This is a genomic window from Paucibacter sp. PLA-PC-4 (genome assembly GCF_026241155.1).
In the GTDB taxonomy this organism is placed as follows: Bacteria; Pseudomonadota; Gammaproteobacteria; order Burkholderiales; family Burkholderiaceae_C; genus Roseateles_E.
On sequence record NZ_JAPFGP010000002.1, the window covers coordinates 339,564 to 359,917 of the forward strand.

The 20,354-nt window shown below is 66.7% G+C and carries 20 protein-coding genes; 12 read left to right on the plus strand and 8 right to left on the minus strand.

What is annotated here, in order from left to right:
• Nucleotides 1–5 precede the first annotated feature (5 nt).
• Genes OOZ63_RS04515 through OOZ63_RS04535 form a run of 5 tightly spaced genes read left to right on the plus strand, consistent with a single transcriptional unit; the run spans nucleotide 6 to nucleotide 6,072 of the window.
• Complete coding sequence (locus OOZ63_RS04515; protein ID WP_266004163.1) at nucleotides 6–962, plus strand: ABC transporter permease; 957 nt, start codon at nucleotides 6–8, stop codon at nucleotides 960–962.
• A gap of 13 nt (nucleotides 963–975) precedes the next feature.
• Nucleotides 976–1,851 (plus strand): ABC transporter permease, encoded by an 876-nt coding sequence (locus tag OOZ63_RS04520; RefSeq protein ID WP_266004164.1) that lies wholly within the window; start codon nucleotides 976–978, stop codon nucleotides 1,849–1,851.
• The gene (locus OOZ63_RS04525; protein ID WP_266004166.1) at nucleotides 1,851–3,500 is read left to right on the plus strand and encodes an ABC transporter ATP-binding protein; all 1,650 of its coding nucleotides are present in this window, start codon (nucleotides 1,851–1,853) and stop codon (nucleotides 3,498–3,500) included. Before OOZ63_RS04520 ends, OOZ63_RS04525 begins: the two co-directional genes overlap by 1 nt.
• An 18-nt stretch (nucleotides 3,501–3,518) precedes the next feature.
• The gene (locus OOZ63_RS04530) at nucleotides 3,519–4,589 is read left to right on the plus strand and encodes a tartrate dehydrogenase (protein WP_266004167.1); all 1,071 of its coding nucleotides are present in this window, start codon (nucleotides 3,519–3,521) and stop codon (nucleotides 4,587–4,589) included.
• A 10-nt stretch (nucleotides 4,590–4,599) separates the two neighbouring features.
• A complete protein-coding gene (locus OOZ63_RS04535) occupies nucleotides 4,600–6,072 on the plus strand; it encodes an NAD-dependent succinate-semialdehyde dehydrogenase (RefSeq protein WP_266004168.1) in 1,473 nt (490 codons plus the stop codon).
• Here OOZ63_RS04535 and OOZ63_RS04540 read toward each other — a convergent pair whose 3' ends face one another.
• From OOZ63_RS04540 to OOZ63_RS04550, 3 genes are read right to left on the minus strand one after another with little or no spacing between them, the layout of a single operon-like run.
• Nucleotides 6,073–6,699, minus strand: a complete 627-nt coding sequence (locus OOZ63_RS04540) for an L-threonylcarbamoyladenylate synthase (protein ID WP_266004170.1) — start codon at nucleotides 6,697–6,699, stop codon at nucleotides 6,073–6,075.
• A gap of 9 nt (nucleotides 6,700–6,708) precedes the next feature.
• Entirely contained in the window at nucleotides 6,709–7,650 is a 942-nt protein-coding gene (locus OOZ63_RS04545; protein ID WP_266004172.1) for a DMT family transporter, read from the minus strand.
• A complete protein-coding gene (locus tag OOZ63_RS04550; protein ID WP_266004173.1) occupies nucleotides 7,647–8,528 on the minus strand; it encodes a 3',5'-nucleoside bisphosphate phosphatase in 882 nt (293 codons plus the stop codon). The genes OOZ63_RS04545 and OOZ63_RS04550 overlap by 4 nt, the downstream gene beginning before the upstream one ends.
• 861 nt (nucleotides 8,529–9,389) lie before the next feature.
• Here OOZ63_RS04550 and OOZ63_RS04555 point away from each other — a divergent pair.
• The 3 genes from OOZ63_RS04555 (at nucleotide 9,390) to OOZ63_RS04565 (ending at nucleotide 10,536) form a co-directional block, all read left to right on the plus strand.
• Nucleotides 9,390–9,659, plus strand: a complete 270-nt coding sequence (locus OOZ63_RS04555; RefSeq protein WP_266004174.1) for a BrnT family toxin — start codon at nucleotides 9,390–9,392, stop codon at nucleotides 9,657–9,659.
• Entirely contained in the window at nucleotides 9,643–9,942 is a 300-nt protein-coding gene (locus OOZ63_RS04560; protein ID WP_262969701.1) for a BrnA antitoxin family protein, read from the plus strand. Before OOZ63_RS04555 ends, OOZ63_RS04560 begins: the two co-directional genes overlap by 17 nt.
• Nucleotides 9,943–10,077: 135 nt before the next feature.
• Nucleotides 10,078–10,536, plus strand: a complete 459-nt coding sequence (locus OOZ63_RS04565) for a GNAT family N-acetyltransferase (protein WP_266004175.1) — start codon at nucleotides 10,078–10,080, stop codon at nucleotides 10,534–10,536.
• Nucleotides 10,537–10,615: 79 nt separating this feature from the next.
• On the opposite strand, the gene OOZ63_RS04570 is transcribed toward OOZ63_RS04565, so the two are convergent.
• The 4 genes from OOZ63_RS04570 to OOZ63_RS04585 all read right to left on the minus strand — a co-directional run bounded on the left by OOZ63_RS04570 (nucleotide 10,616) and on the right by OOZ63_RS04585 (nucleotide 13,865).
• Nucleotides 10,616–10,870 (minus strand): Txe/YoeB family addiction module toxin, encoded by a 255-nt coding sequence (locus OOZ63_RS04570; RefSeq protein ID WP_266004176.1) that lies wholly within the window; start codon nucleotides 10,868–10,870, stop codon nucleotides 10,616–10,618.
• Nucleotides 10,867–11,118 carry a type II toxin-antitoxin system Phd/YefM family antitoxin gene (locus OOZ63_RS04575; protein WP_137941661.1) on the minus strand — a complete coding sequence of 84 codons (252 nt, stop codon included), beginning with the start codon at nucleotides 11,116–11,118 and terminating at the stop codon, nucleotides 10,867–10,869. Before OOZ63_RS04575 ends, OOZ63_RS04570 begins: the two co-directional genes overlap by 4 nt.
• A gap of 96 nt (nucleotides 11,119–11,214) precedes the next feature.
• A complete protein-coding gene (gene recJ / locus OOZ63_RS04580) occupies nucleotides 11,215–12,945 on the minus strand; it encodes a single-stranded-DNA-specific exonuclease RecJ (protein WP_266004177.1) in 1,731 nt (576 codons plus the stop codon).
• On the minus strand, nucleotides 12,942–13,865 hold the full coding sequence (locus OOZ63_RS04585) for a hypothetical protein (protein WP_266004178.1): 924 nt from the start codon (nucleotides 13,863–13,865) through the stop codon (nucleotides 12,942–12,944). Before OOZ63_RS04585 ends, recJ begins: the two co-directional genes overlap by 4 nt.
• Nucleotides 13,866–13,953: 88 nt before the next feature.
• On the opposite strand from OOZ63_RS04585, the gene OOZ63_RS04590 reads away from it, so the two are divergent.
• Together OOZ63_RS04590 and ppk1 are read left to right on the plus strand one after the other, a co-directional pair.
• Entirely contained in the window at nucleotides 13,954–14,820 is an 867-nt protein-coding gene (locus OOZ63_RS04590) for a UDP-2,3-diacylglucosamine diphosphatase (RefSeq protein ID WP_266004179.1), read from the plus strand.
• The gene (gene ppk1 / locus OOZ63_RS04595; protein WP_266004180.1) at nucleotides 14,817–16,883 is read left to right on the plus strand and encodes a polyphosphate kinase 1; all 2,067 of its coding nucleotides are present in this window, start codon (nucleotides 14,817–14,819) and stop codon (nucleotides 16,881–16,883) included. Before OOZ63_RS04590 ends, ppk1 begins: the two co-directional genes overlap by 4 nt.
• A 132-nt stretch (nucleotides 16,884–17,015) precedes the next feature.
• Here ppk1 and ppx read toward each other — a convergent pair whose 3' ends face one another.
• On the minus strand, nucleotides 17,016–18,524 hold the full coding sequence (ppx, locus tag OOZ63_RS04600; protein ID WP_266004182.1) for an exopolyphosphatase: 1,509 nt from the start codon (nucleotides 18,522–18,524) through the stop codon (nucleotides 17,016–17,018).
• Between the two features lie 96 nt (nucleotides 18,525–18,620).
• Here ppx and OOZ63_RS04605 point away from each other — a divergent pair, with 96 nt between their 5' ends.
• Together OOZ63_RS04605 and OOZ63_RS04610 are read left to right on the plus strand one after the other, a co-directional pair.
• Nucleotides 18,621–19,496 carry a dienelactone hydrolase family protein gene (locus OOZ63_RS04605; RefSeq protein ID WP_266004183.1) on the plus strand — a complete coding sequence of 292 codons (876 nt, stop codon included), beginning with the start codon at nucleotides 18,621–18,623 and terminating at the stop codon, nucleotides 19,494–19,496.
• A 73-nt stretch (nucleotides 19,497–19,569) separates the two neighbouring features.
• The gene (locus OOZ63_RS04610; RefSeq protein WP_137941667.1) at nucleotides 19,570–20,346 is read left to right on the plus strand and encodes a ZIP family metal transporter; all 777 of its coding nucleotides are present in this window, start codon (nucleotides 19,570–19,572) and stop codon (nucleotides 20,344–20,346) included.
• The last annotated feature ends 8 nt before the right edge of the window (nucleotides 20,347–20,354 follow it).

A 20,354-nucleotide genomic window follows, 5' to 3' on the forward strand; every position in this document is an offset into this window, starting at 1 on the left:
CCATCATGAACCTGCTGATCCTGCGACTCATCGTCAACCGCGTGGCGCTGGCCCTGGTGTCGCTGCTGGTGGTGTCTGCGGTCGTGTTCACGATCACGGCCCTGTTGCCCGGCGATGCGGCGCAGGCCCAACTGGGCCAGGAGGCCACGGCCGAGTCGCTGGCCGCGCTGCGCGAGCAGATGGGGCTGAACGTACCGGCCCACCAGCGTTACTGGGCCTGGCTCTCGGGCATGGTGATCGGCAATCCCGGGCTCTCGATCGTGACACATATGCCGGTGGCCGACATGATCTCCAGCCGGCTGCCCAATTCGGTCAAGCTGGCGGCCATCACGGCCGCCATCGCGGTGCCGCTGGCGCTGGCGCTGGGCATCGCGTCGGCGATGTGGCGCGGCTCCTGGTTCGACCGTCTCGCCAGCTCGGGCGCGGTGGCTGTGGTCTCGGTGCCGGAGTTCCTGGTCGCGACGTTGGCGGTGCTGATTTTTGCGGTCGAGCTGCGCTGGCTACCGGCGCTCTCGTATAGCAGCAGCGTCGACTCGATCGGTCAGATGCTGCGGGCCTTCGCGATGCCTGTGCTGAGCCTTTGCTGCGTAACGATGGCGCAGATGATGCGCATGACCCGTGCGGCCGTGGTCGACCAGTTGCGTGCGCCCTATATCGAGATGGTGCGGCTCAAGGGTGCCTCGCCGACCCGCATGGTGCTGGCCCATGCGCTGCCGAACGCAATCGGGCCGATCGCCAATGCGGTGGCGCTGTCGATGTCCTATCTGCTGGGCGGCGTCATCATCGTCGAGACCATCTTCAACTACCCAGGGATCGCCAGCCTGATGGTGGACGGCGTCAGCCAGCGGGATATGCCGCTGGTGCAGACCTGCGCGATGCTGTTCTGCGCCGTCTATCTGCTGCTGGTGACGCTGGCCGATATCTGCAGCATCGTTGCCAATCCCCGCCTTCGCCATCGCTGAATCAAGGCCACCCATGTCCACCCTGACCCCCACCACTGCAGAACCCGCCGCACCGCGCGCGCGGCGCCGTCTGCTGCCTTCGATGAGCTGGCCCGGCCTCCTGGGTCTGGCCGTGCTGCTGGCCTGGATGCTGGCCGCCCTGATCGGCCCCAGCCTGATGGGCCAGGGCGGCTCCGATATGGGGGCGGGCGATGTGTTCGCCGGCATCAGTGCCCAGCACTGGCTGGGCACTGACTATCTGGGCCGCGACATGCTGGCCCGCGTGATCGAGGGCGCGCGCTACACGGTCGGTGTGGCACTGCTGGCCACCGTCGCGGCCAGCAGCACCGGCACCGTGTTGGCCCTGCTTGCGGCCTCCAGCGCACCCTGGCTGGACGGCGCCTTGAGCCGTGGCATCGACACGCTAACCTCGATCCCATCGAAGATGTTGGCCCTGATCATGGTCGCGGCCTTCGGCTCCTCGCTGCCGATGCTCATATTGACGGCGGCCATTATCTACGTGCCCGGTGCCTACCGCATCGCCCGATCGCTGGCCGTCAATATCAACGCGATGGACTATGTGGTGGTGGCTCGCACGCGCGGCGAAGGCAGGCTCTACATCATGCTGCAGGAGATCCTGCCGAATATCGTCAATCCGATGCTGGCCGATCTGGGCCTGCGCTTTGTCTACGTCGTGCTGCTCCTAGCCTCGCTGAGCTTCCTGGGCCTTGGCGTGCAGCCGCCGGCAGCCGACTGGGGCTCGCTGGTGCGCGAGAATATCGGCGCACTGCCCACCGGTGGCGCCGCCATCATCGCGCCGGCGCTGGCTATCGCCAGCCTGACCATCGCGGTGAATCTGCTGATTGACAACCTGCCGGGCCGCGCGGCCCGCGAAGGCGGGGTGCACTGATGGGCGCGCCAGTCACAGTGCGCGATTTGTGCATCGTCGTCGACAAAGCGAATGGCGCAGGCGAACAGGCCATTGTCGATAAGCTCAATTTTTCCATCGCCCCCGGTGAGGTGCTGGCCCTGATCGGCGAGTCCGGCTCGGGCAAAACCACCACCGCACTCGCGCTGATGGGCTATGCCCGCCACGGCTGCCGCATCGCCGGCGGCAGCATCACGATAGGCAACACCGATGTGCTGGCACTGTCCGAGCCGCAGCAGCGCGCATTGCGCGGGCGCACGGTTGCCTATATTGCGCAGAGCGCGGCGGCGTCATTCAACCCCTCGCGGACCATCATGGACCAGGTTGTCGAGCCGGCGCTGATCCACCGGCTGATGCCCCGCGCCGCGGCCGAGGCCAAGGCCGTCGAGCTGTTCCGCGAGCTGGCGCTGCCCGATCCCGACGCGATCGGGTCGCGGTACCCACATCAGGTCTCCGGCGGGCAGCTGCAGCGCCTGATGGCGGCAATGGCTTTGATCAGTGATCCCGATCTGGTGGTACTCGACGAGCCGACCACGGCGCTGGACGTGACCACGCAGATCGAGGTGCTGCGCGCCTTCCGGCGCGTCGTGCGCGAGCGCCGCGCCACCGCCGTCTATGTCAGCCACGACCTGGCCGTCGTGGCCCAGATGGCCGATCACATCCTGGTGCTGCGCGACGGCACGATGCGCGAAATCGGCGCCACCCAGCAGATCATCACCGCACCGGTCAATGACTACACCCAATGCCTGCTGGCAGCCGCGCAGCCGCGCGAGCGCGCGGGTGGCCTGTGCTCGGCCCAGGCTGGCAACAATCAACCGCTGCTGGAGGTCAATGGCCTGTCTGCCGGCTACGGCCCGGTCGACAAGGAGGGCAAGCCGGCCATCCTGATTCTTGAAGACATCCATCTGAAGCTGTATCGCGGCCAGGCGATCGGTGTGATCGGCGAATCGGGCTCGGGCAAGACCACATTGGCACGCGCCATCGCCGGACTGATCGCGCCAGCCAAGGGGCAGATGCTGTTCAACGGTAAGGCGCTGCCACCTACGCTGGCCCAGCGCAGCAAGGACGAGCTGCGCCGCGTGCAAATCGTGTTCCAGATGGCCGATACCGCACTGAACCCCAGCCACAGCATCGAGCGCATCCTGGCCCGGCCGTTGCAGTTCTACAAAGGCCTCACGGGCGCGGCGCTGCAAAAACGCATCGCCCAACTGCTGGACCTGGTCAAGCTGCCGGCCACCAGTGCCCAGCGCCTGCCCGGCGGGCTGTCGGGCGGGCAGAAGCAGCGCGTCAATCTGGCCCGTGCGCTGGCCGCCGAGCCCGACCTGATCCTTTGCGACGAGGTCACCTCGGCGCTGGACACGGTGGTCGGCGCCGCGGTGCTTGACCTGATCGCAGAGCTGCGGCGCGAGCTGGGCCTGTCCTACCTCTTCATCAGCCACGATCTGCACACGGTGCGCTCGGTCTGCGACGAGATCGTCGTCATGCAGCACGGCCGCAAACTGGCTCAGGTGGCGCGTGCCGACTACGAGCGCGGTCCGCACCATCCCTATTACGAGCTGCTGGCCCGCTCGGTGCCCGAGCTGCGCCAGGGCTGGCTCGACGAGCAGCAGCCGGCGGCGCAACACTCCTGAATCGGAACGAGAAAACCCATGAAGACCTACAAGATCGCCGTGATTCCCGGCGACGGCATCGGCAAGGAAGTGATGCCCGAGGGCTTGCGGGCGCTGCAGGCCGCAGCCCAGCGCTTCGGCTTCCAGCTCGCGCTGACCCATATCGACTGGGCGAGCTGCGACTACTACGCCCAGACCGGCGCGATGATGCCCGACGACTGGAAGGCCCAACTCGAGGGCATGGACGCCATCCTGTTCGGCGCGGTCGGCTGGCCGGCCACGGTCCCCGACCACGTCTCGCTGTGGGGTTCGCTCTTGAAGTTCCGCCGCGAGTTCGACCAGTACATCAATCTGCGCCCGGTGCGCCTGTTCGACGGTGTGCCGTGCCCGTTGGCTGGACGCAAGGCCGGTGAGATCGACTACTTCGTCGTGCGCGAGAACACCGAGGGCGAGTACACCAATCTGGGCGGCATCATGTATGCCGGCACCGAGCGAGAGATCGTGATCCAGGAGTCGGTCTACTCACGCCATGGCACCGACCGGGTACTGAAGTACGCCTTCGAGCTGGCCGACAGCCGTGCGCGCAAGCACCTGACAGTGGCGACAAAGAGCAACGGTATCGCGATCAGCATGCCCTGGTGGGACGGCCGCGCGGATGCGGTGGCCCAGGGCTATCCGTCGGTCACGGTGGATAAGCAGCACATCGACATCCTCAGCGCGCGCTTTGTGCTGCAACCGGGGCGCTTTGATGTGGTGGTGGCCAGCAATCTGTTCGGCGACATCCTGTCGGACCTGGGGCCGGCGACCACCGGCACGATTGGCCTGGCGCCTTCGGCCAATCTGAACCCGGAGCGCAAGTTTCCCTCGCTGTTCGAACCGGTGCATGGTTCGGCGCCGGACATTTATGGGCAGAACATTGCCAACCCGGTCGCGATGATCTGGTCGGCGGCGCTGATGCTGGACTTCCTGGGCGAGCGGGCCGCGCATGATGCGATCCTGAAGGCCATCGAGACGGTGCTGGTCGAGGGGCCGCGTACACGTGATCTGGGGGGCCAGGCCTCGACGACCGAGATGGGTGAGGCGCTGGCCGGCCTGCTGGCGCGGACCTGAGGAGCATCCAATGACGCAAGCCCTGACCCTGAACCGCCCCGAGCTGCAGCGCACGCAGAACTTCATCAATGCCCGCTGGTGCGAGGCGCTGGACGGCCGGCGCCTGCCGGTCAGCGACCCGGCCACCGATGCGGTCTTTGCCGAGGTGCCCGACAGCAGCGCCGCCGATGCGCGCGCCGCAGTCGATGCCGCCCACGCCGCCTTGCCGGCCTGGCGCGCGACCCCGGCCCGGCAGCGCGCCCAACTGCTAAAGCGCTGGCACGCGCTGATCATCGAGCACCAGCAGGACCTGGGCCGGCTGATCTCGCGCGAGCAGGGCAAGCCGCTGGCCGAGGGCCTGGGCGAGGTGCTGTATGCGGCCAGCTATGTCGAGTGGTTTGCCGAGGAGGCCACGCGCATCTGCGGCGATGTGATCGCGCCGCCGGTGGCGGGGCGGCGCATGCTGGTGCTGAAGGAGCCGGTCGGCGTGGTCGCGGCGATCACGCCCTGGAACTTCCCGGCCGCGATGATTGCCCGCAAGATCGCGCCGGCGCTGGCGGCCGGCTGCACCGTGGTCGCCAAGCCGGCCGAGGACACGCCGCTGACGGCCCTGGCCCTGGTGGCGCTGGCCGAGCAGGCGGGTTTGCCGGTGGGGGTGCTGAACATCGTCAGCGCCTCGCGCGAGCGCACGCCCGAGGTGGTCGATGTCTGGCTGGCCGATGCGCGGGTGCGCAAGATCACCTTTACCGGCTCGACGCCGGTGGGCAAGCATCTGGCGCGTGAGTCGGCCGCCACCTTGAAGAAGCTCTCGCTGGAGCTGGGCGGCAACGCGCCCTTCATCGTCTTCGACGATGCCGATCTGGACGCGGCGGTGGCCGGATTGATGGTGGCCAAGTTCCGCAATGGCGGCCAGACCTGCGTCTGCCCGAACCGCGTGTTCGTGCAGGCGGCCGTGCACGACGCCTTCGTCGAGAAGCTGGCGGCGCGCGTCGCGACGCTGAAGCTGGGGCCGGCCAGCGCGCCGGACTCGCAGATCGGGCCGATGATCAACGCCCGCGCGGTCGACAAGATCGACCGCCATGTGGCCGATGCGGTGCAGCGAGGCGCCCGCGTCGTGGTCGGCGGCCAGCGCTCGGCGCTGGGCCCGAACTACTATGCGCCGACCGTGCTGATCGGCGCCGATGCGGCCATGGCCTGCTCCTGCGAGGAGACCTTCGGCCCGGTGGTTCCGATCACCTGTTTCGAGACCGAGGCCGAGGTGCTGGCCGCTGCGAACGACACGCCCTTCGGCCTGGCCGGCTACTTCTACTCGCGCGATGTCGCGCGCATCTGGCGCGTGGCCGACGCGCTGGAGACCGGCATCGTCGGCATCAACGAGGGCGCGCTGGCCGCCGAGGCGGCGCCCTTTGGTGGCGTCAAGGAATCGGGCTACGGCCGGGAGGGCTCACGCCATGGCCTAGACGACTATCTGCAGATGAAATACCTCTGCCAGGGCGGACTTTAGTCACTCCAATCCCACGCAGGCTGGGTCGCCGCAGCCGCGCCGCACCAGCACCGGCTCGTCCCCCGTCATATCGACCACGGTGGTGGGCTCCATCGTGCAGGCGCCGGCGTCGATGATGACTTGCAGCAGCTTGTCGTAGCGGGCTGAGATGTCCTGCGCGTCGTTTAGCGGCTCGCTCTCGCCGGGCGGGATCAAGGTGGTGGCCAGCAGTGGCTGGCCAAAGATGGCCAGCAGCTCTTGCGTCACCCTGTGGTCGGGCACGCGTAGGCCGATGGTGCGGCGCGAAGGGTGTGAGACGCGGCGCGGCACTTCCTTGGTGGCTTCCAGGATGAAGGTGAAGGCGCCCGGCGTAGCGGACTTCAGCAGCCGGTACTGCTTGTTGTCGACCCGCGCATAGCTGGCCAGCTCGCTGAGGTCGCGGCACAAAAGAGTTAGATGATGCTTATCGTCGACCCCGCGGATGCGACGCAGCGTCTCGGCGGCGGCCTTGTCGTCCAGATGGCAGACCAGGGCGTAGCTGGAGTCGGTGGGGATTGCGGCGATGCCGCCGCTGTGCAGGATCTGCGCCGCTTGCTTCAGAAAGCGGACCTGCGGGTTGTCGGGGTGGACTTCGAAGAGTTGGGCCATGGCCCATTCTCAGTCCGCAATGGTGTCCATTGCCACCGCCGATGGGGGGGGGCGTTGCGAGCGCCTGACATTGAGCCAGGCCGAGGCCGCGCCGCAGGCCGACAGCACGCCCATGCCCAGCCAGGCATAGCCGTCCGGCACATGGTTGAAGAACAGCCAGCCGATCGCCGCCGCGACGGCAATCTGCACATAGACGAAAGGCATCAGGGTTCCGGTCGGCGCCAGGCCCAGCGCCAGGATCAGCAGCAGATGGCCCAGGGTGCCCAGCAGGCCGATGAAGGCCATCAGCGCGAGCTGCCCGCTGGTGGCGGCACGCAGCGGCTCCAGCACCGGGAAGGGCCCCAGCGCCAGCAGCAGGCTCAGCAGCAGCATGCCGGTCAGGCCGGTGTAGAAATGGGTGGTGTAGGGGCTCTCTAGCGCCGAGAGCTTGGCAGTCAGCACCTGAAAGCTCGCATAGGTCAGCGCGCCGGCCAGCGGGAACATCACGGCCCAGCCGAACATGCCGCTGCCGGGCCTGATCACGATCAGCGCGCCGGCAAAGCCGCCGATCACCAGGGCCCAGCGCAGGCGCGAGACGCGCTCGTGCAGTACCAGGGCCGCCAGCAGGGTCACGACCACCGGGGTCAGCATATTGATCGCGGTGAACTCGGCCACCGGCATGTACTGCACGCCGTAAAAGCTCATCGCGCTGGTGGCCAGCAGCAGCAGGCCGCGCACCGCCTGGAACTTCGGATGGGCCGAACGGAAGGCACCGGTGTCGCCGCGCGCACGCTGCAGGCCCAGCCAGATAGCCATCGTCAGGGCCTGGAAGCTGTAGCGCGCCCACAGGATCAGCAGCACCGGCAGGAAAGCGCCCAGATAGCGGATCGTGCTGTCCATGGACGCGAAGCACGCGGCCATCAGCACGATCAGCGCAATGCCCAGCAGCGGGCGGTGACGGGCGGCGCTCAAGATGAAGCAGCGGGGCGGTGGATGCGGTGCTCCAGCGCCTGCCAGACGGGGCTCAGCCGGCCCGACAGATCGGCCAGCCGACCCAGGTCGGTGTGGCTCTCTTCGGGCGAGTGGAAATCGGAGCCGCGCGAGGCCAGCAACTCGAACTCCAGCGCGGTCTCGGTGTACTTGGCCGCATCGGCGGCCGAGTGGCTGCCGGTCACGACCTCGACGCCGCGGCCGCCATGGGCGATGAATTCGGTGAACAGCGCGTATTCCTCGGTCGGTGTGAAGCCGTAGCGGGCCGGATGGGCGATCACCGCGATGCCGCCGGCCTCGCGCACCCAGCGCACCGCCTCGCCCAGGCCGGCCCAGCGGTGCTCGACATAGCCGGGCTTGCCCTCGGTCAGGTAGCGGCGGAACACCTCGCTGACATCGCTGCAATGGCCGGCCTCGACCAGGAAGCGCGCGAAATGGGTGCGCGAGATCAGCTCCGGATTGCCCACATAGGTCAGCGCGCCTTCATAAGCGCCCTTGATGCCCACCTGGGCCAGGCCGGCCGCCATCTCACGGGCGCGCTGCTCGCGCCCGCCCCGGGTGGCGCGCAGGCCGGCGATCAGGGCCTCGTTGCGGTGATCGAAACCCAGGCCGACGATGTGCACGACCCGGCCGGCAAAGCTGACCGAGATCTCGGTGCCGGTCAGATAGCTCATGCCCAGGGCCAGCGCCGCATCCAGCGCACGCTGCTGGCCGCCGATCTCGTCATGATCGGTGAGCGCCCACAGCTCCACCCCATTGGCCTGGGCGCGCGCGGCCAGGGCCTCGGGCTCCAGCGTGCCATCCGAGACCTTGGAATGGCAATGCAGGTCGGCGTTGGTCAGGGGGGTGGTGGTTTTCACCCCGTTATGTTAAGTGGGCGGCGAGATTGGGCGGGATGGCGGGGCTTTGGAGGGTAGGCGGTGAACGCCGTTCAGGTGCTCCAGCACCGGTATTGGCTCGGACTGGCCTGAGGCCGCTGGCGGGCGGCGCCGGCCTCAGGGTTCTGTACGCTGGCGATGGGCTTGACGATGATGGCAACATACAGCTTCGTAGTTGGCAGCCCGCCCATAGTTTTGACCGCATGGCCTCGTCAGATTCGATCCAGCCCCCAACGGCCAGCGCCATCGGGCTGGGCGGTTCAGTTCTACACGGTTCATCTGCCGCTTGCCACGCTCGGCCTAGTTGCCTGCGCCTTGGGGCGGCAGATAAATGCTGACTGTTAAGCCGCACGTAGACGCTATTGCATGATGCACAGACAAAACCGGAGGGGCCGTATGGAAGAACGCAAGCCAGAGGGAAATCCACTTGCAGTCATGGCGGCCGGAGGGTTCCTCGGAGGCCTCATTGCTGGAGGCAATAACGCTGGACTGTTCTGGTTCTGCGTTCTGTCTCTGGGCTGTACCTATGGTCTCCTTGTACTGTTGGGGCACGCTACCAAGACGAATCGAGAACACTGGATGGGGACCGTTCTCGGTCTGTCCACTTTTGTCCCTCTTCCATGCGGCTTCGTGGGAATGATGCTTGGCAAGTCAATCTGGGGCACGCCGTGAGGTTCGTGTTCGCCGTACACCTGGTGCGTGGGGTCGGCCTCAAGCCCCCCCCTAAATAATTGATCTGCAATGGTGTTTTGGCCGGACTGCCGCTGGGGCAGCGTGTTCGGCCTCGCTCATACAGCCGCACCCTGAAATTGACGCCGCTATTTAATGTAGCTACATTAAAGCATGCGAATTGAGTTTGACCCAGCCAAAGACGCGAGCAATCTGGACAAGCACGGGCTATCGCTGGCATTGGCGGCCGGACTCGATTGGGATGCATCACTGGTGTGGGTCGATGAACGGTACGAGTACGGCGAGTTACGCATGATCGCGTTGGCGCCGGAGACCGGGATCCTTTACTACGTGGCATTTGTAGATCGTGGCGAGACGCGAAGAATCATCAGCTTGCGCAGAGCCAACCGACGCGAGGTGAAGCACTATGTCCAAAGTTTCTAAGCGCCCTGCCATCGTCATGCCGACGGTGGTGGAGGACAAAGCAATCACGACGGCCGCAAAGGCCGACCCCGACGCGCAACCCCTGACCCCGAAACAACTGCAAGCCATGGTGCCGATGAAAGCCCTGCGCGGTCGGCCCAAGTCTGAGAACAAGAAGCTGCTGGTGTCAGTCCGCTACAGCCCAGAGGTTGTGGCCTACTTCAAGTCAACCGGCGAGGGGTGGCAGTCGCGTATGGATGGCGTGCTCCAGCAATACGTTGCTCGTCAATCGCGGCGAGCGTGAGACAAATCGACCTCATGGCATCACTATCCCAACGTTTTCTGACACCGTCAAAGCAGTCCCTTTGGCGTGGCGGCCGTCGGTGTACTCCTCGCGCCAACCATCCAGCGCCGCGCCGCCATCTTGTCTAGACAACAAATGAACATCCGCCCCTACACCCCCACCGATTGGCGTCGCGTATGCGAAATCCACGACGTGGCCCGTCGCGATGAGTTGGCCGCAGCCGGGCTTGGCGATGCCTATCTGACGCTGGCACAGACGGCCGACAACGAAGGCTTCCATGAGTACGAGATTCGTGTCGCCGAGCGCGACGACGGGCATGTCCTTGGGTTCGTGGCTTTCTCGCCGGACGAGCTGGCCTGGCTCTACGTCGACCCGCTGTTCTATGGCAAGGGCGTCGGCTCGGCCCTGATACAGGCGGCGCTTCGCGAGACGGGGGCGGCACTGAGCGCCGAGGTGCTCGACGGCAATAGGGCCGCACTGGCGACCTACAAGAAGGCCGGCTTTGTCGAGACCGGTCAGGCCCATGGGCGCATGCCCGGCAACGAGAGTTTCGCGGTGACGGTGTCGGAGTTGAGGCATCCGGGTCTTGCATGAGCCGCCAGCTTGAGCCCGTCAGTAGCCGCCGCATCGCGGCTGGCTAGGGACGGGGGCATTCCTTTGACTCGGTGGCGCCTCAGTAGTGATATCGGAGCTGAGCAAGCAGAAGTGACTCGCCCTCGATCCTGTAGACCATGCGGTGCTCATCATTGATGCGCCGCGACCAGTAGCCAGACAGCGCGTGCTTGAGGGGCTCAGGCTTGCCAACTCCAGAGAACGGTTCGCGCATCACTTCGGCAATGAGCTTGTTGATACGCTCGACCATCTTCTTGTCCTGCTTCTGCCAGAAGAGGTAGTCTTCCCAGGCCTCGTCAGCGAAGATCAGTTTCACTTGGCCAGCTTCCGCTCCACACCCTTGCCTGCACCCAGTTGCGTGGTGGCGGAAAGCAATCGCTTGGCATTGGCGGGGTTGCGGAGCAGGTACGCCGTTTCTTCAAGGGCTTGGTAGTCCTCCAAGGAGAGCATCACCACCGACTGCTCACCATTGCGGGTGATGATCAGCGCCTCGTGGTCTTCGCAAACGCGATCCATCGTGCGAGCAAGGTTTGCGCGAGCTGAAGAGTAGGTGATGGCATCCATGGCGAGCTTCCGATAAGTACGTCTTATTGTACAAGTCGAAGCGAGGCACGTCTACCACGGGCGCAGCGGCCCAAGAGCGGCATGAGGCTCGACCCGTTACACCATCGCCTCCACAATCATCTGCACCCGCTGCTGCCCCTGGTACTCGTCCAGGCTGAGCCGGTAGGCCAGCAGGCCGCGCTCGGGCACCGGGTCGATGTGGCCGAACCAGATCGCGTCGCGCAAAACCCCATTGGAACCGCCCTGGCGCAGGCGCAGCTTCAGATGGCGCTCGCCGACGATGCGTTGCGAGATCACCTGCACCTCGTCGCAGAAGAGTGGCGCCTCGAAGGCCTGGCCCCAGACCTGGGCGTCGAGCTCGCGCACGGTCTCGGGCGTGAAGGCCTCGGCGGGCAGGGGGCCGTCGGTGCGCAGGGTGCGGGTCAGCGCGGCGGCGTCCAGCCATTCGCGGGCGACCTGCTGCATCGCCGCATTGAAGGCCTCGAAGCCGGTCTCCACCAGCGTGCAGCCGGCCGCCATTGCATGGCCGCCAAACTTCTTCAGCAGCTCGGGGTGGCGCTTGGACACCAGGTCCAGCGCGTCGCGCAGATGAAAACCGGGGATTGATCGGCCCGAGCCCTTGAGCTGGCCGTCGGCGCCGGTGGCGAACACAAAAGTGGGGCGGTGCAGCCGGTCCTTGAGCCGGCCGGCGACGATGCCGATCACGCCCTCGTGGAACTCGGGCTCGTAGATGCACAGGGCCGGCGGGGCGTCGCCGCTGGGCATTAGCTCATCGAGACGGCCTTCAGCCTGCTCGCGCATGCCGGCCTCTATTTCTCTGCGCTCGCGGTTGATCGCGTCGAGCTGGCGGGCCAGCTCCAGCGCGCGCGCCGGATCGTCGGTGCAGAGGCACTCGATGCCCAGCGTCATATCGGACAGGCGGCCCGCCGCATTGATGCGCGGGCCCAGAGCGAAGCCCAGGTCGAAGGCATTGGCGCGCGAGGCATCGCGGCCGGCGGCGCTGAACAGGGCCGCGACGCCGGGCTGCATGCGGCCGGCGCGCATGCGGCGCAGGCCCTGGGCCACCAGGCGGCGATTGTTGGCATCGAGCCTGACAACATCGGCCACCGTGCCCAGCGCCACCAGGTCCAGCAGGCCGTCCAGCCGCGGCTGGTTCGCGGCGTCGAAACGGCCGCGCCGGCGCAGCTCGCTGCGCAGCGCCAGCAGCACATAGAACGCCACGCCGACGCCGGCCAGGTTCTTGCTCTCGAAGCCGCAGCCCGGCTGGTTCGGGTTCACCAGGGCCTCGGCCTCTGGCACGACGGTGACGCCATCGACCAGCGCCGGCAGATGGTGATCGGTCACCAGCACCTTCAGGCCGTGGGCCTGGGCATGGGCGACGCCGGCCAGGCTGGCAATGCCGTTATCCACCGTCATCAGCAGGGCCGGACGCAAGGGCATCGCCAGCTCGACGATGGTAGGCGTCAGGCCGTAGCCGTGCACGGCGCGGTCCGGCACCACATAGCTGACGGTGTCAGGTCTTGCGCCCAGCATCGTGAGGCCGCGCAGCGCGACGCTGCAAGCGGTGGCGCCGTCGCAGTCGTAGTCCGCGACGATACAGATTCGTGCGCCGGCCTCTATCGTGTCGGCCAGCAGCGCAGCGGCGGCGGCCATGCCCTTCATACCCTCGGGCGGCAGCAGCCGGGCCAGGCCGTCGTCCAGCTCATCGGCCGTGCGCACGCCGCGCGCCGCGAACAGCCGGGCCAGCAGCGGAGATAGGCCGGCCTGCTCCAGCGCCCAGGTGGCGCGCGGCGAGACCTCGCGGGTCAGCAAAAGCGGCGTCGTCATAGGGCCTCCAGGGCGGCCAGTACATCACCCTTGGGGGCGGCGAGCTTGTGCCAGAGCTGGCTCAGGCCGCGCCTGGCCTGGGGGCGGTAGCGACGCGCGAAGCGCTCGCCGCACAGCGTCAGCTCGACTGGCTGGCCCGCCTCGGCGCGCTTGAGCAACTCGCACAGCGGCCCGGCGTCGAGCTGCGCCCAAACCTCGGCCCAGGCGGCCCAGTCCTCGTTGATCAGCGGCTCGCGCAGCCGCGTGTCCACGCGCAAATCGGGCTGCGGCCTGCGCGGCTGGGCGCGCCCGCAGCCGGAGATCCAGACCGAGTTCAGCGTCAGCGCGCCGCGCGCCTCGCGGGCCTCGTTCAGCGCATGACGGTGCAGCAGCATCTGCAGCTCGTTTTGCAGGCTGCGCAGGCGCCGCGCCTCGGGCATCCAGGGGTCGACATTGCGGTTGATGACGCGCTCCAGGCTGGCGCTGTGCAAGTCGGCCAGGCTGTCGTGGGCCACATACCAGCGGCTCGCCGCGCCCCAGGCCATGGTCCAGCCCTCATCAGCAGGGAACAACCAGGCCAGTGACTCGAAAAAGGCACGCGACTCGGCCTCGTCGAGCTTGAGCGCCTGTGGGTTCAAAGCGGTGATCTGGTCGCTGCCGACCGACAGATGCAGCGGCGTGAGCAGGGCCCAGGCCTTGGCCTCGACCGCAATGCCGTCATCGGCAGCCTGGGCCGCCGCGAAGGGCAGTGCGTCCGCCCAGCCCCATTGGGCGGCCAGGGCCTGTTCCAGAGGGGTGTTGAGGCTGTATTCGTCGCTACCAAGGCTGCTGTCGGGGGTCAGCCGGCCCAGCAGGGCGGCCAGACGGGGCAGGGCCAGAGTCTGGGCGGCGTGGCGGCCGGCCTCGCCCAGGGCGCTGGCGTGGGGAATCATCAGATGCATGGGCGCGATTATCGAGGCCGGCCGTTGTCACCCATTCTTCACGGCCCCGCCACGGCGCCGACATCGGCGGTGCCCATGCTGAAGGACCATGAAGCGAGCCCACGACATGGACCCGACCGATGCCCCTGACGAGCGCGGCAGCCTGCGCTTTCGCACCGTCTGGATCTCGGATCTGCATCTGGGCACGCCGGGGTGCCAGGCCGAGGCGCTGTTGGATTTTCTGCGCGAGCTCGAGTGCGAGCAGCTCTTCTTGGTTGGCGACATCATCGACGGCTGGCAGTTGCGGCGCAGCTGGTACTGGCCGCAGGCGCACAACGATGTGGTGCAGAAACTGCTGCGCAAGGCGCGCAAGGGCTGCCGTGTGGTCTTCATCCCCGGCAACCATGACGAGTTCGCCCGCAAATACCTGCATCACAGCTTCGGTGGCATCGAGGTGGCCGAGGAGTGGATACACGAGACGGCCGACGGCCGCAAGCTCTGGGTCACTCACGGCGACCTGTTCGACGGCGTGATCCAGTGCGCCAAATGGCTGGCCCATGTCGGCGACACGGCTTACGAGTTCACATTGAAGCTCAACCGCTACCTGAATTCGCTGCGTGCGCGCCTGGGCCTGCCCTACTGGAGCCTGTCCAAATACCTGAAGCTCAAGGTCAAACGCGCTGTCAGCTACGTGTCTGACTTCGAGGAGGCGCTGGCGCGCGAGGCGCGCAAGCGCGGCGTGCAGGGCGTGGTCTGCGGCCATATTCACCATGCCGAGCTGCGCGATATCGACGGCATCCTCTACGCCAATGACGGCGACTGGGTCGAGAGCCTGACCGCCTTGGTCGAACATGCCGATGGCCGGCTGGAGATACTGGACTGGAGCTCGCTGCGCGCGGTTGCTCCGGAACCCGTCACAAAGCGGCTCGTGTCCGTCATGAAAATGTCATCCACCGTTCATAAAATCATTCAATGACGCTGCCGGCTACGCCTCCGCTCGCCCTGCTCAATCGCGAGCAGGCCATCCTCGAATTCAATCGACGTGTGCTGGCCCAGGCCCAGCGCGACGATGTGCCGCTGCTGGAGCGGCTGCGCTACATCTGCATCGTGTCGTCCAATCTGGACGAATTCTTCGAGGTGCGTTTCGCCGATATGCTGGAGGCGGCCCGCGACCCGGCCAGCCAGGTCAGCAGCCGCGATGTCGAGCGTGTCGGTCGTGCCGCCCATGTGCTGATCGACCAACAGTACGCGATCTTCAACGAGCAGGTGATGCCGGTGCTGTTGAAGGAGCACATCAGCATCCTCAATCACGCCGACCGCAATGAGGAGCAGCGCCGCTGGGTCGGCAAGTTCTTCGAGCGCGAGGTGCGGCCGCTGCTGATGCCCGTGGGCCTGGATCCGGCCCACCCGTTCCCCCAAGTGGCCAACAAGTCTTTGCACTTCATCGCGCGCCTTTCGGGCAAGGATGCCTTTGGCCGCGACAACCGCATAGCCATCGTCAAGGTGCCGCGCGTGCTGCCTCGGGTGATCAAGCTGCCCGAGGCGATCAGCGGCGGCCAGCAGGCTTTTGTACTGCTGACCAGTGTGATTCGCGCCCATCTGGAAGAGCTGTTCCCGGGGCGCCAGGTCGAGGCCTTCTCGCAGTTTCGCGTCACCCGCGATTCCGACCTGGAGGTCGATGAGGAGGAAATCGCCAACCTGCGCCATGCGCTGCGCTCGGGCCTGACGACCAGGCACTTTGGCCGCGCTGTGCGGCTTGAGGTGGTCAATACCTGCCCGGAGGAGTTGTCGCAGTTTCTGCTGGAGCAGTTCGTGCTGCCGCCGGCGGCGCTGTACCGTGTCAACGGCCCGGTCAATCTGGTGCGGCTCAATGAGCTGATCGACCAAACCGATGCACCCGAGCTCCGCTTCTTGCCCCACGAGCCGGTCTGGCCTGAGGGCCGGCTGCCGCGTGGCAAGTCCATCATCGACCGTATCAAAAAGGGCGATGTGCTGCTGCACCACCCTTTCGAGAGTTTCGAGCCGGTGCTGGAGTTCTTGCGCGAGGCGGTGTACGACCCCGATGTGCTGGCGATCAAGCAGACGGTCTACCGCACCGGCAGCAAGTCCGAGCTGATGGACCTCTTGATCGAGGCGGCGCGACGCGGCAAAGAGGTGATGGTGGTCGTCGAGCTGAAGGCGCGTTTCGACGAAGAGGCCAATATCAACTGGGCCGAGCGGTTGGAGGCAGTCGGTGCCCAGGTGGTGTACGGCATCGTCGGCTACAAAACCCATGCCAAGCTCTTGATGGTGATGCGCCGCGAGATGCATGGCGGCAAGCCGGTGCTGCGCCGCTACGCGCACCTGTCGACCGGCAACTACAACCCCAAGACCGCGCGGCTCTACACCGACCTGGGCTACTTGACTGCCGATCCCGACATCACCGCCGATGCCGACACGGTGTTCCGCCAGCTCGCCTCGCTGGGCAAGATCAAGGCGCCCAAGCGATTGCTGCTGGCGCCCTTCAATATGCACAGCCGCATGATGGAGCTCCTGCAGCAGGTCGCCGACGCCGCGCGCGCCGGCTACCAGGCGCGGGTGGTGCTGAAGATCAATGCGCTGACCGATGCCGAGCTGATCGGCGGGCTGCTCGCGGCCGGCCAGGCAGGCGCGCGGGTGGATCTGATCGTGCGCGGCGCCTGCATGCTTCCGCCGGGGCTGCCGGGGGTCAGCGAGAACATCCTGGTGCGCTCGGTGGTGGGGCGTTTTCTTGAACATTCGCGCGTCAGCTACTTCCGCTGGGGCGATGGCGACGAGCAGGAGGCGCTGTACCTGTCCAGCGCCGACTGGATGAGCCGCAACATGTTCCGCCGCATCGAGGTGGCCTGGCCGGTGCTGGATCCCAAGCTGCGCCAGCGCGTCATCGACGAGGCCTTGCAGCCCTATCTGCACGACAGCCTGGACGCCTGGCAACTGGGCCCAGACGGGCATTCCAACCGCATCTCCGATAGCGGCGTCAGCGCCCAGCAGGTGCTGATGCGGCATTTCGGGCCGGACTGAGCTGGCCCCGAGGCGCTCAGTCCTGCAAGCGCAGGCCGTTGTTGGTCACGCCCGCAGGCGCTGACCGGCGCTGATCACGCCTGCAGTCGCGGGCCCTCGCTGATCACGCCTGCAGTCGCAGGCCGGCGCTGATCACGCCTGCAGTCGCAGGCTCAGGGCCCCGTTGCGTGTCCAGGCCTCGGCCTCCTCGCGCAGCAGATAGACCGCGCGAGGCTGTTGGGCCGCCCAGCGCTGGGTCAGGCTCAAGATTACGCCTTGCTTTTCGCGCGTCAGCTTCAGCGCCTGCGGGCTGACCGCGCTGCGCCCATGGCAGGCCAGCACTGCCAGGCGCAGCGCCAGCAGCTGCCAGACAAAGTCGGCATCGGGCAGCTTGGCTTCCAGCTTGCGCAGTCCGCCGCGCTGGCCCAGCGCCAGATCGGCCAGGCGGCGCAGCTGGCTTTGCGAAAACCCAGCTGCGTCGACATGAGACAGCAGATAGGCGCTGTGTCGGTGATGGTCGTGGTGCGACACCATCATGCCGATCTCGTGCAGCGCGGCAGCCCAGCCCAGCTCGCGCTGCAGCTCGCGCGGCGCCTGCGGCTGCAGCTGCTTGTACAGACCCAGGGCCAGTTGTCGCACCCGCTGGGCCTGCTCGGTGTCGACGCCGAAGCGCTGCTGCAGGGCCGTGACCGAGTGGTCGCGCATATCGCCCAGCGTCGCGTGGCGTTCGGCCTCCAAGCGCTCGGCCAGATCGAAGATCACGCCCTGGCGCAGCGCGCCCTTGGTGGGCAGCAGCTCTTCGATGCCGAACTGGGTCAACAAGGTGTAGAGAATGCACAGCCCGCCGCCAACCACGGCTCGGCGGTCCTCCTTCAGGCCGGGCAGCTTGAGCTTGTCGACATGACCCATGTCCAGGCACTGGGCGATGCACCAGCGCAAGGCCTCGGGGGTGATGCGGCCGTCGGTGATGCCGCTGCCGGCCAGCAGTTGCGAGACCGCACCCACCGTGCCCGAGGAGCCCAGTGCCTCGCGCCACAGTGCGCGGTCGAACAGGCTCAGGGCCTCTTCCAGCTCGGCGCCGGCCGCCACCTGGGCAGCGCGGAAGGCCTCGGCCGTGAACTGGCCTTCGGGGAAGAAGCGCATCGACAAGCTCACGCTGCCGACCTGAAAGCTCTCGGCCGTGATGGGGGAGCGGCCCTGGCCCAAGATCATCTCGGTGGAGCGGCCACCGATGTCGATCACCAGGCGCGGCTTGTCCGAGGTCTGCAGTCGCGCCACGCCGGCATAAATCAGGCGTGCCTCTTCTCGGCCCGAGATCACCTCGATCGCAAAGCCTAGCAGCTGCTCGGCACGGCGCAAGAACTCGTCGCGGTTGCGTGCCTCGCGCAGGGTCTGGGTGGCGACCGCGCGCACCTGTTGCGGCGCGAATCCCTTCAGCCGCTGTGCGAAGCGGGCCAGGCAATCGAGGCCGCGCTGCATGGCCGCCTCGGTCAGCCGCCCCTCGGCATCAAGACCTGCCCCCAGGCGCACGGTCTCCTTCAGATACTCCAGCCGCTTGTACTGCTCTCGGTGCAGCTGGGCGATCTCCAAGCGAAAGCTGTTGGAGCCCATGTCGATGGCGGCAAGCGTGGACGGTGCGTTCAGTGTGGCGGGCAAACTCATGGCGAGGGATTGTCGCGGCAAACCAAGGCACGACGATGGCGGCCACCTAGAATCCGCTGTCCTTGCAACGCAACACCTGTCACAGGAGGGTCTGAAATGCTGAAGGAAGATGTGGATAGCCTGCATCCGGGACGCGACTTCAACCGCCGCGATTTCGTTCACACCGCGGTCGGCAGCGGATTTGCTGCCGCCGTGCTGCCGGTGATGGCCCAGACCGTGATCAAAACCGACAGCCAGGGCCTGGAGGTTGGCGAGGTGATGATCGCTGCGGGCGACTTCAAGTTGCCGGCCTACCGTGCTCAGCCCGCCGGCGCTAAGAATCCGCCGGTGATCCTGGTGATCAGCGAGATCTTCGGCGTTCACGAGCACATTGCCGACGTCGCGCGTCGCTTCGCGAAGCAGGGCTACCTGGCGATCGCGCCCGAGCTGTTCGTTCGCCAGGGCGATGCCACCAGCTACGGTGAGACCGCCAAGCTGATCGCCGAGGTGATCAACAAGGTGCCCGACGGGCAGGTCATGGGTGATCTGGATGCCACCGTGGCCTGGGCCAAGGCCCAGGGCGGCGATACCTCGCGGCTGGCCATCACCGGCTTTTGCTGGGGCGGCCGTATCACCTGGCTCTACGCGGCTCACAACCCGGGCGTGAAGGCCGGCGTGGCTTGGTATGGGCGCCTGGTGGGGCAATCGGTGCCGCTGCAGCCCAGATTCCCGATCGATGTCACCGCTCAGCTGCATGCCCCGGTGCTGGGCCTGTACGGCGGCCAGGATTCGGGCATCCCTCTTGACACGGTTGATAAGATGAAGGTTGCCCTGGCCCAAGGCTCGGCGGCCGCCAAGCGCAGCGAGTTCCATGTTTATGCCGAGGCGCCGCATGCTTTCCATGCCGACTACCGCCCCAGCTACCGCAAGGAAGCGGCCGAGGATGGCTGGAAGCGCTGTCTGACTTGGCTGAAGGCGAACGGGGCGGGCTGAGCCGCGCCGGCCTGGCAGCGAACCGCGTCCGAGACTCCATCGGGCGCGGTTTGCTTTTGTTCACTGGATTTTCATGACTCTTTTCTACATCGTGCTCGCCACCCTGGTGGGCGGGCTGCTGTCGGTGCTGATCGCGGCCAGCCTGACCGTCGGGCTGCTGGGGCGCGTGGTCAAACACCTGGTCAGCCTGTCGACCGGCGTGCTGCTGGGCACGGCCTTGCTGCATGTGCTGCCTGAGGCCTTCGAGGGGCAGGCCAGCCCGCATGAGCTGTTCCTTGTGCTGCTGGGCGGGCTGATGTTTTTCTTCCTTCTGGAGAAGGCCGAGCTGTACCGCCATACCCACCACCACGAGGGCGATGGCCACCACCACCACCACCATTTCGACTCGGAGCAGGCGGGGCGCGGCGGGCTGGCCGTGCTGGTGGGCGACTCGATCCACAATTTCTGTGACGGCATCATCATCGCCGCGGCATTTCTAGCCGACACGCATCTGGGCTTCGTCACTGCGATGGCCATCATCGCGCACGAAATCCCGCAGGAGGTGGGCGACTACATCGTGCTGCTCAACGCCGGCTTCTCGCGCGCCAAGGCCCTGCTCTACAACGCGATCTCGGGCCTGGCGGCGGTGGTCGGCGGGGTGCTGGGCTACTTCGTCGTCGGCCCCTGGCAGGACCTGTTTCCCTATCTGCTGGTGGCGGCGTCGAGCAGCTTCATCTACGTGGCGGTGGCCGATCTGATTCCGCAGCTGCAGCGCCGCTTGCCATGGCGTGAGACCGCCGCCCAGCTGGCCTGGCTGGCGGCGGGCCTGGGGCTGGTCCTGGTCTTGGTGGGCGGCAGCCACGCGCATTGAGCGGCGAC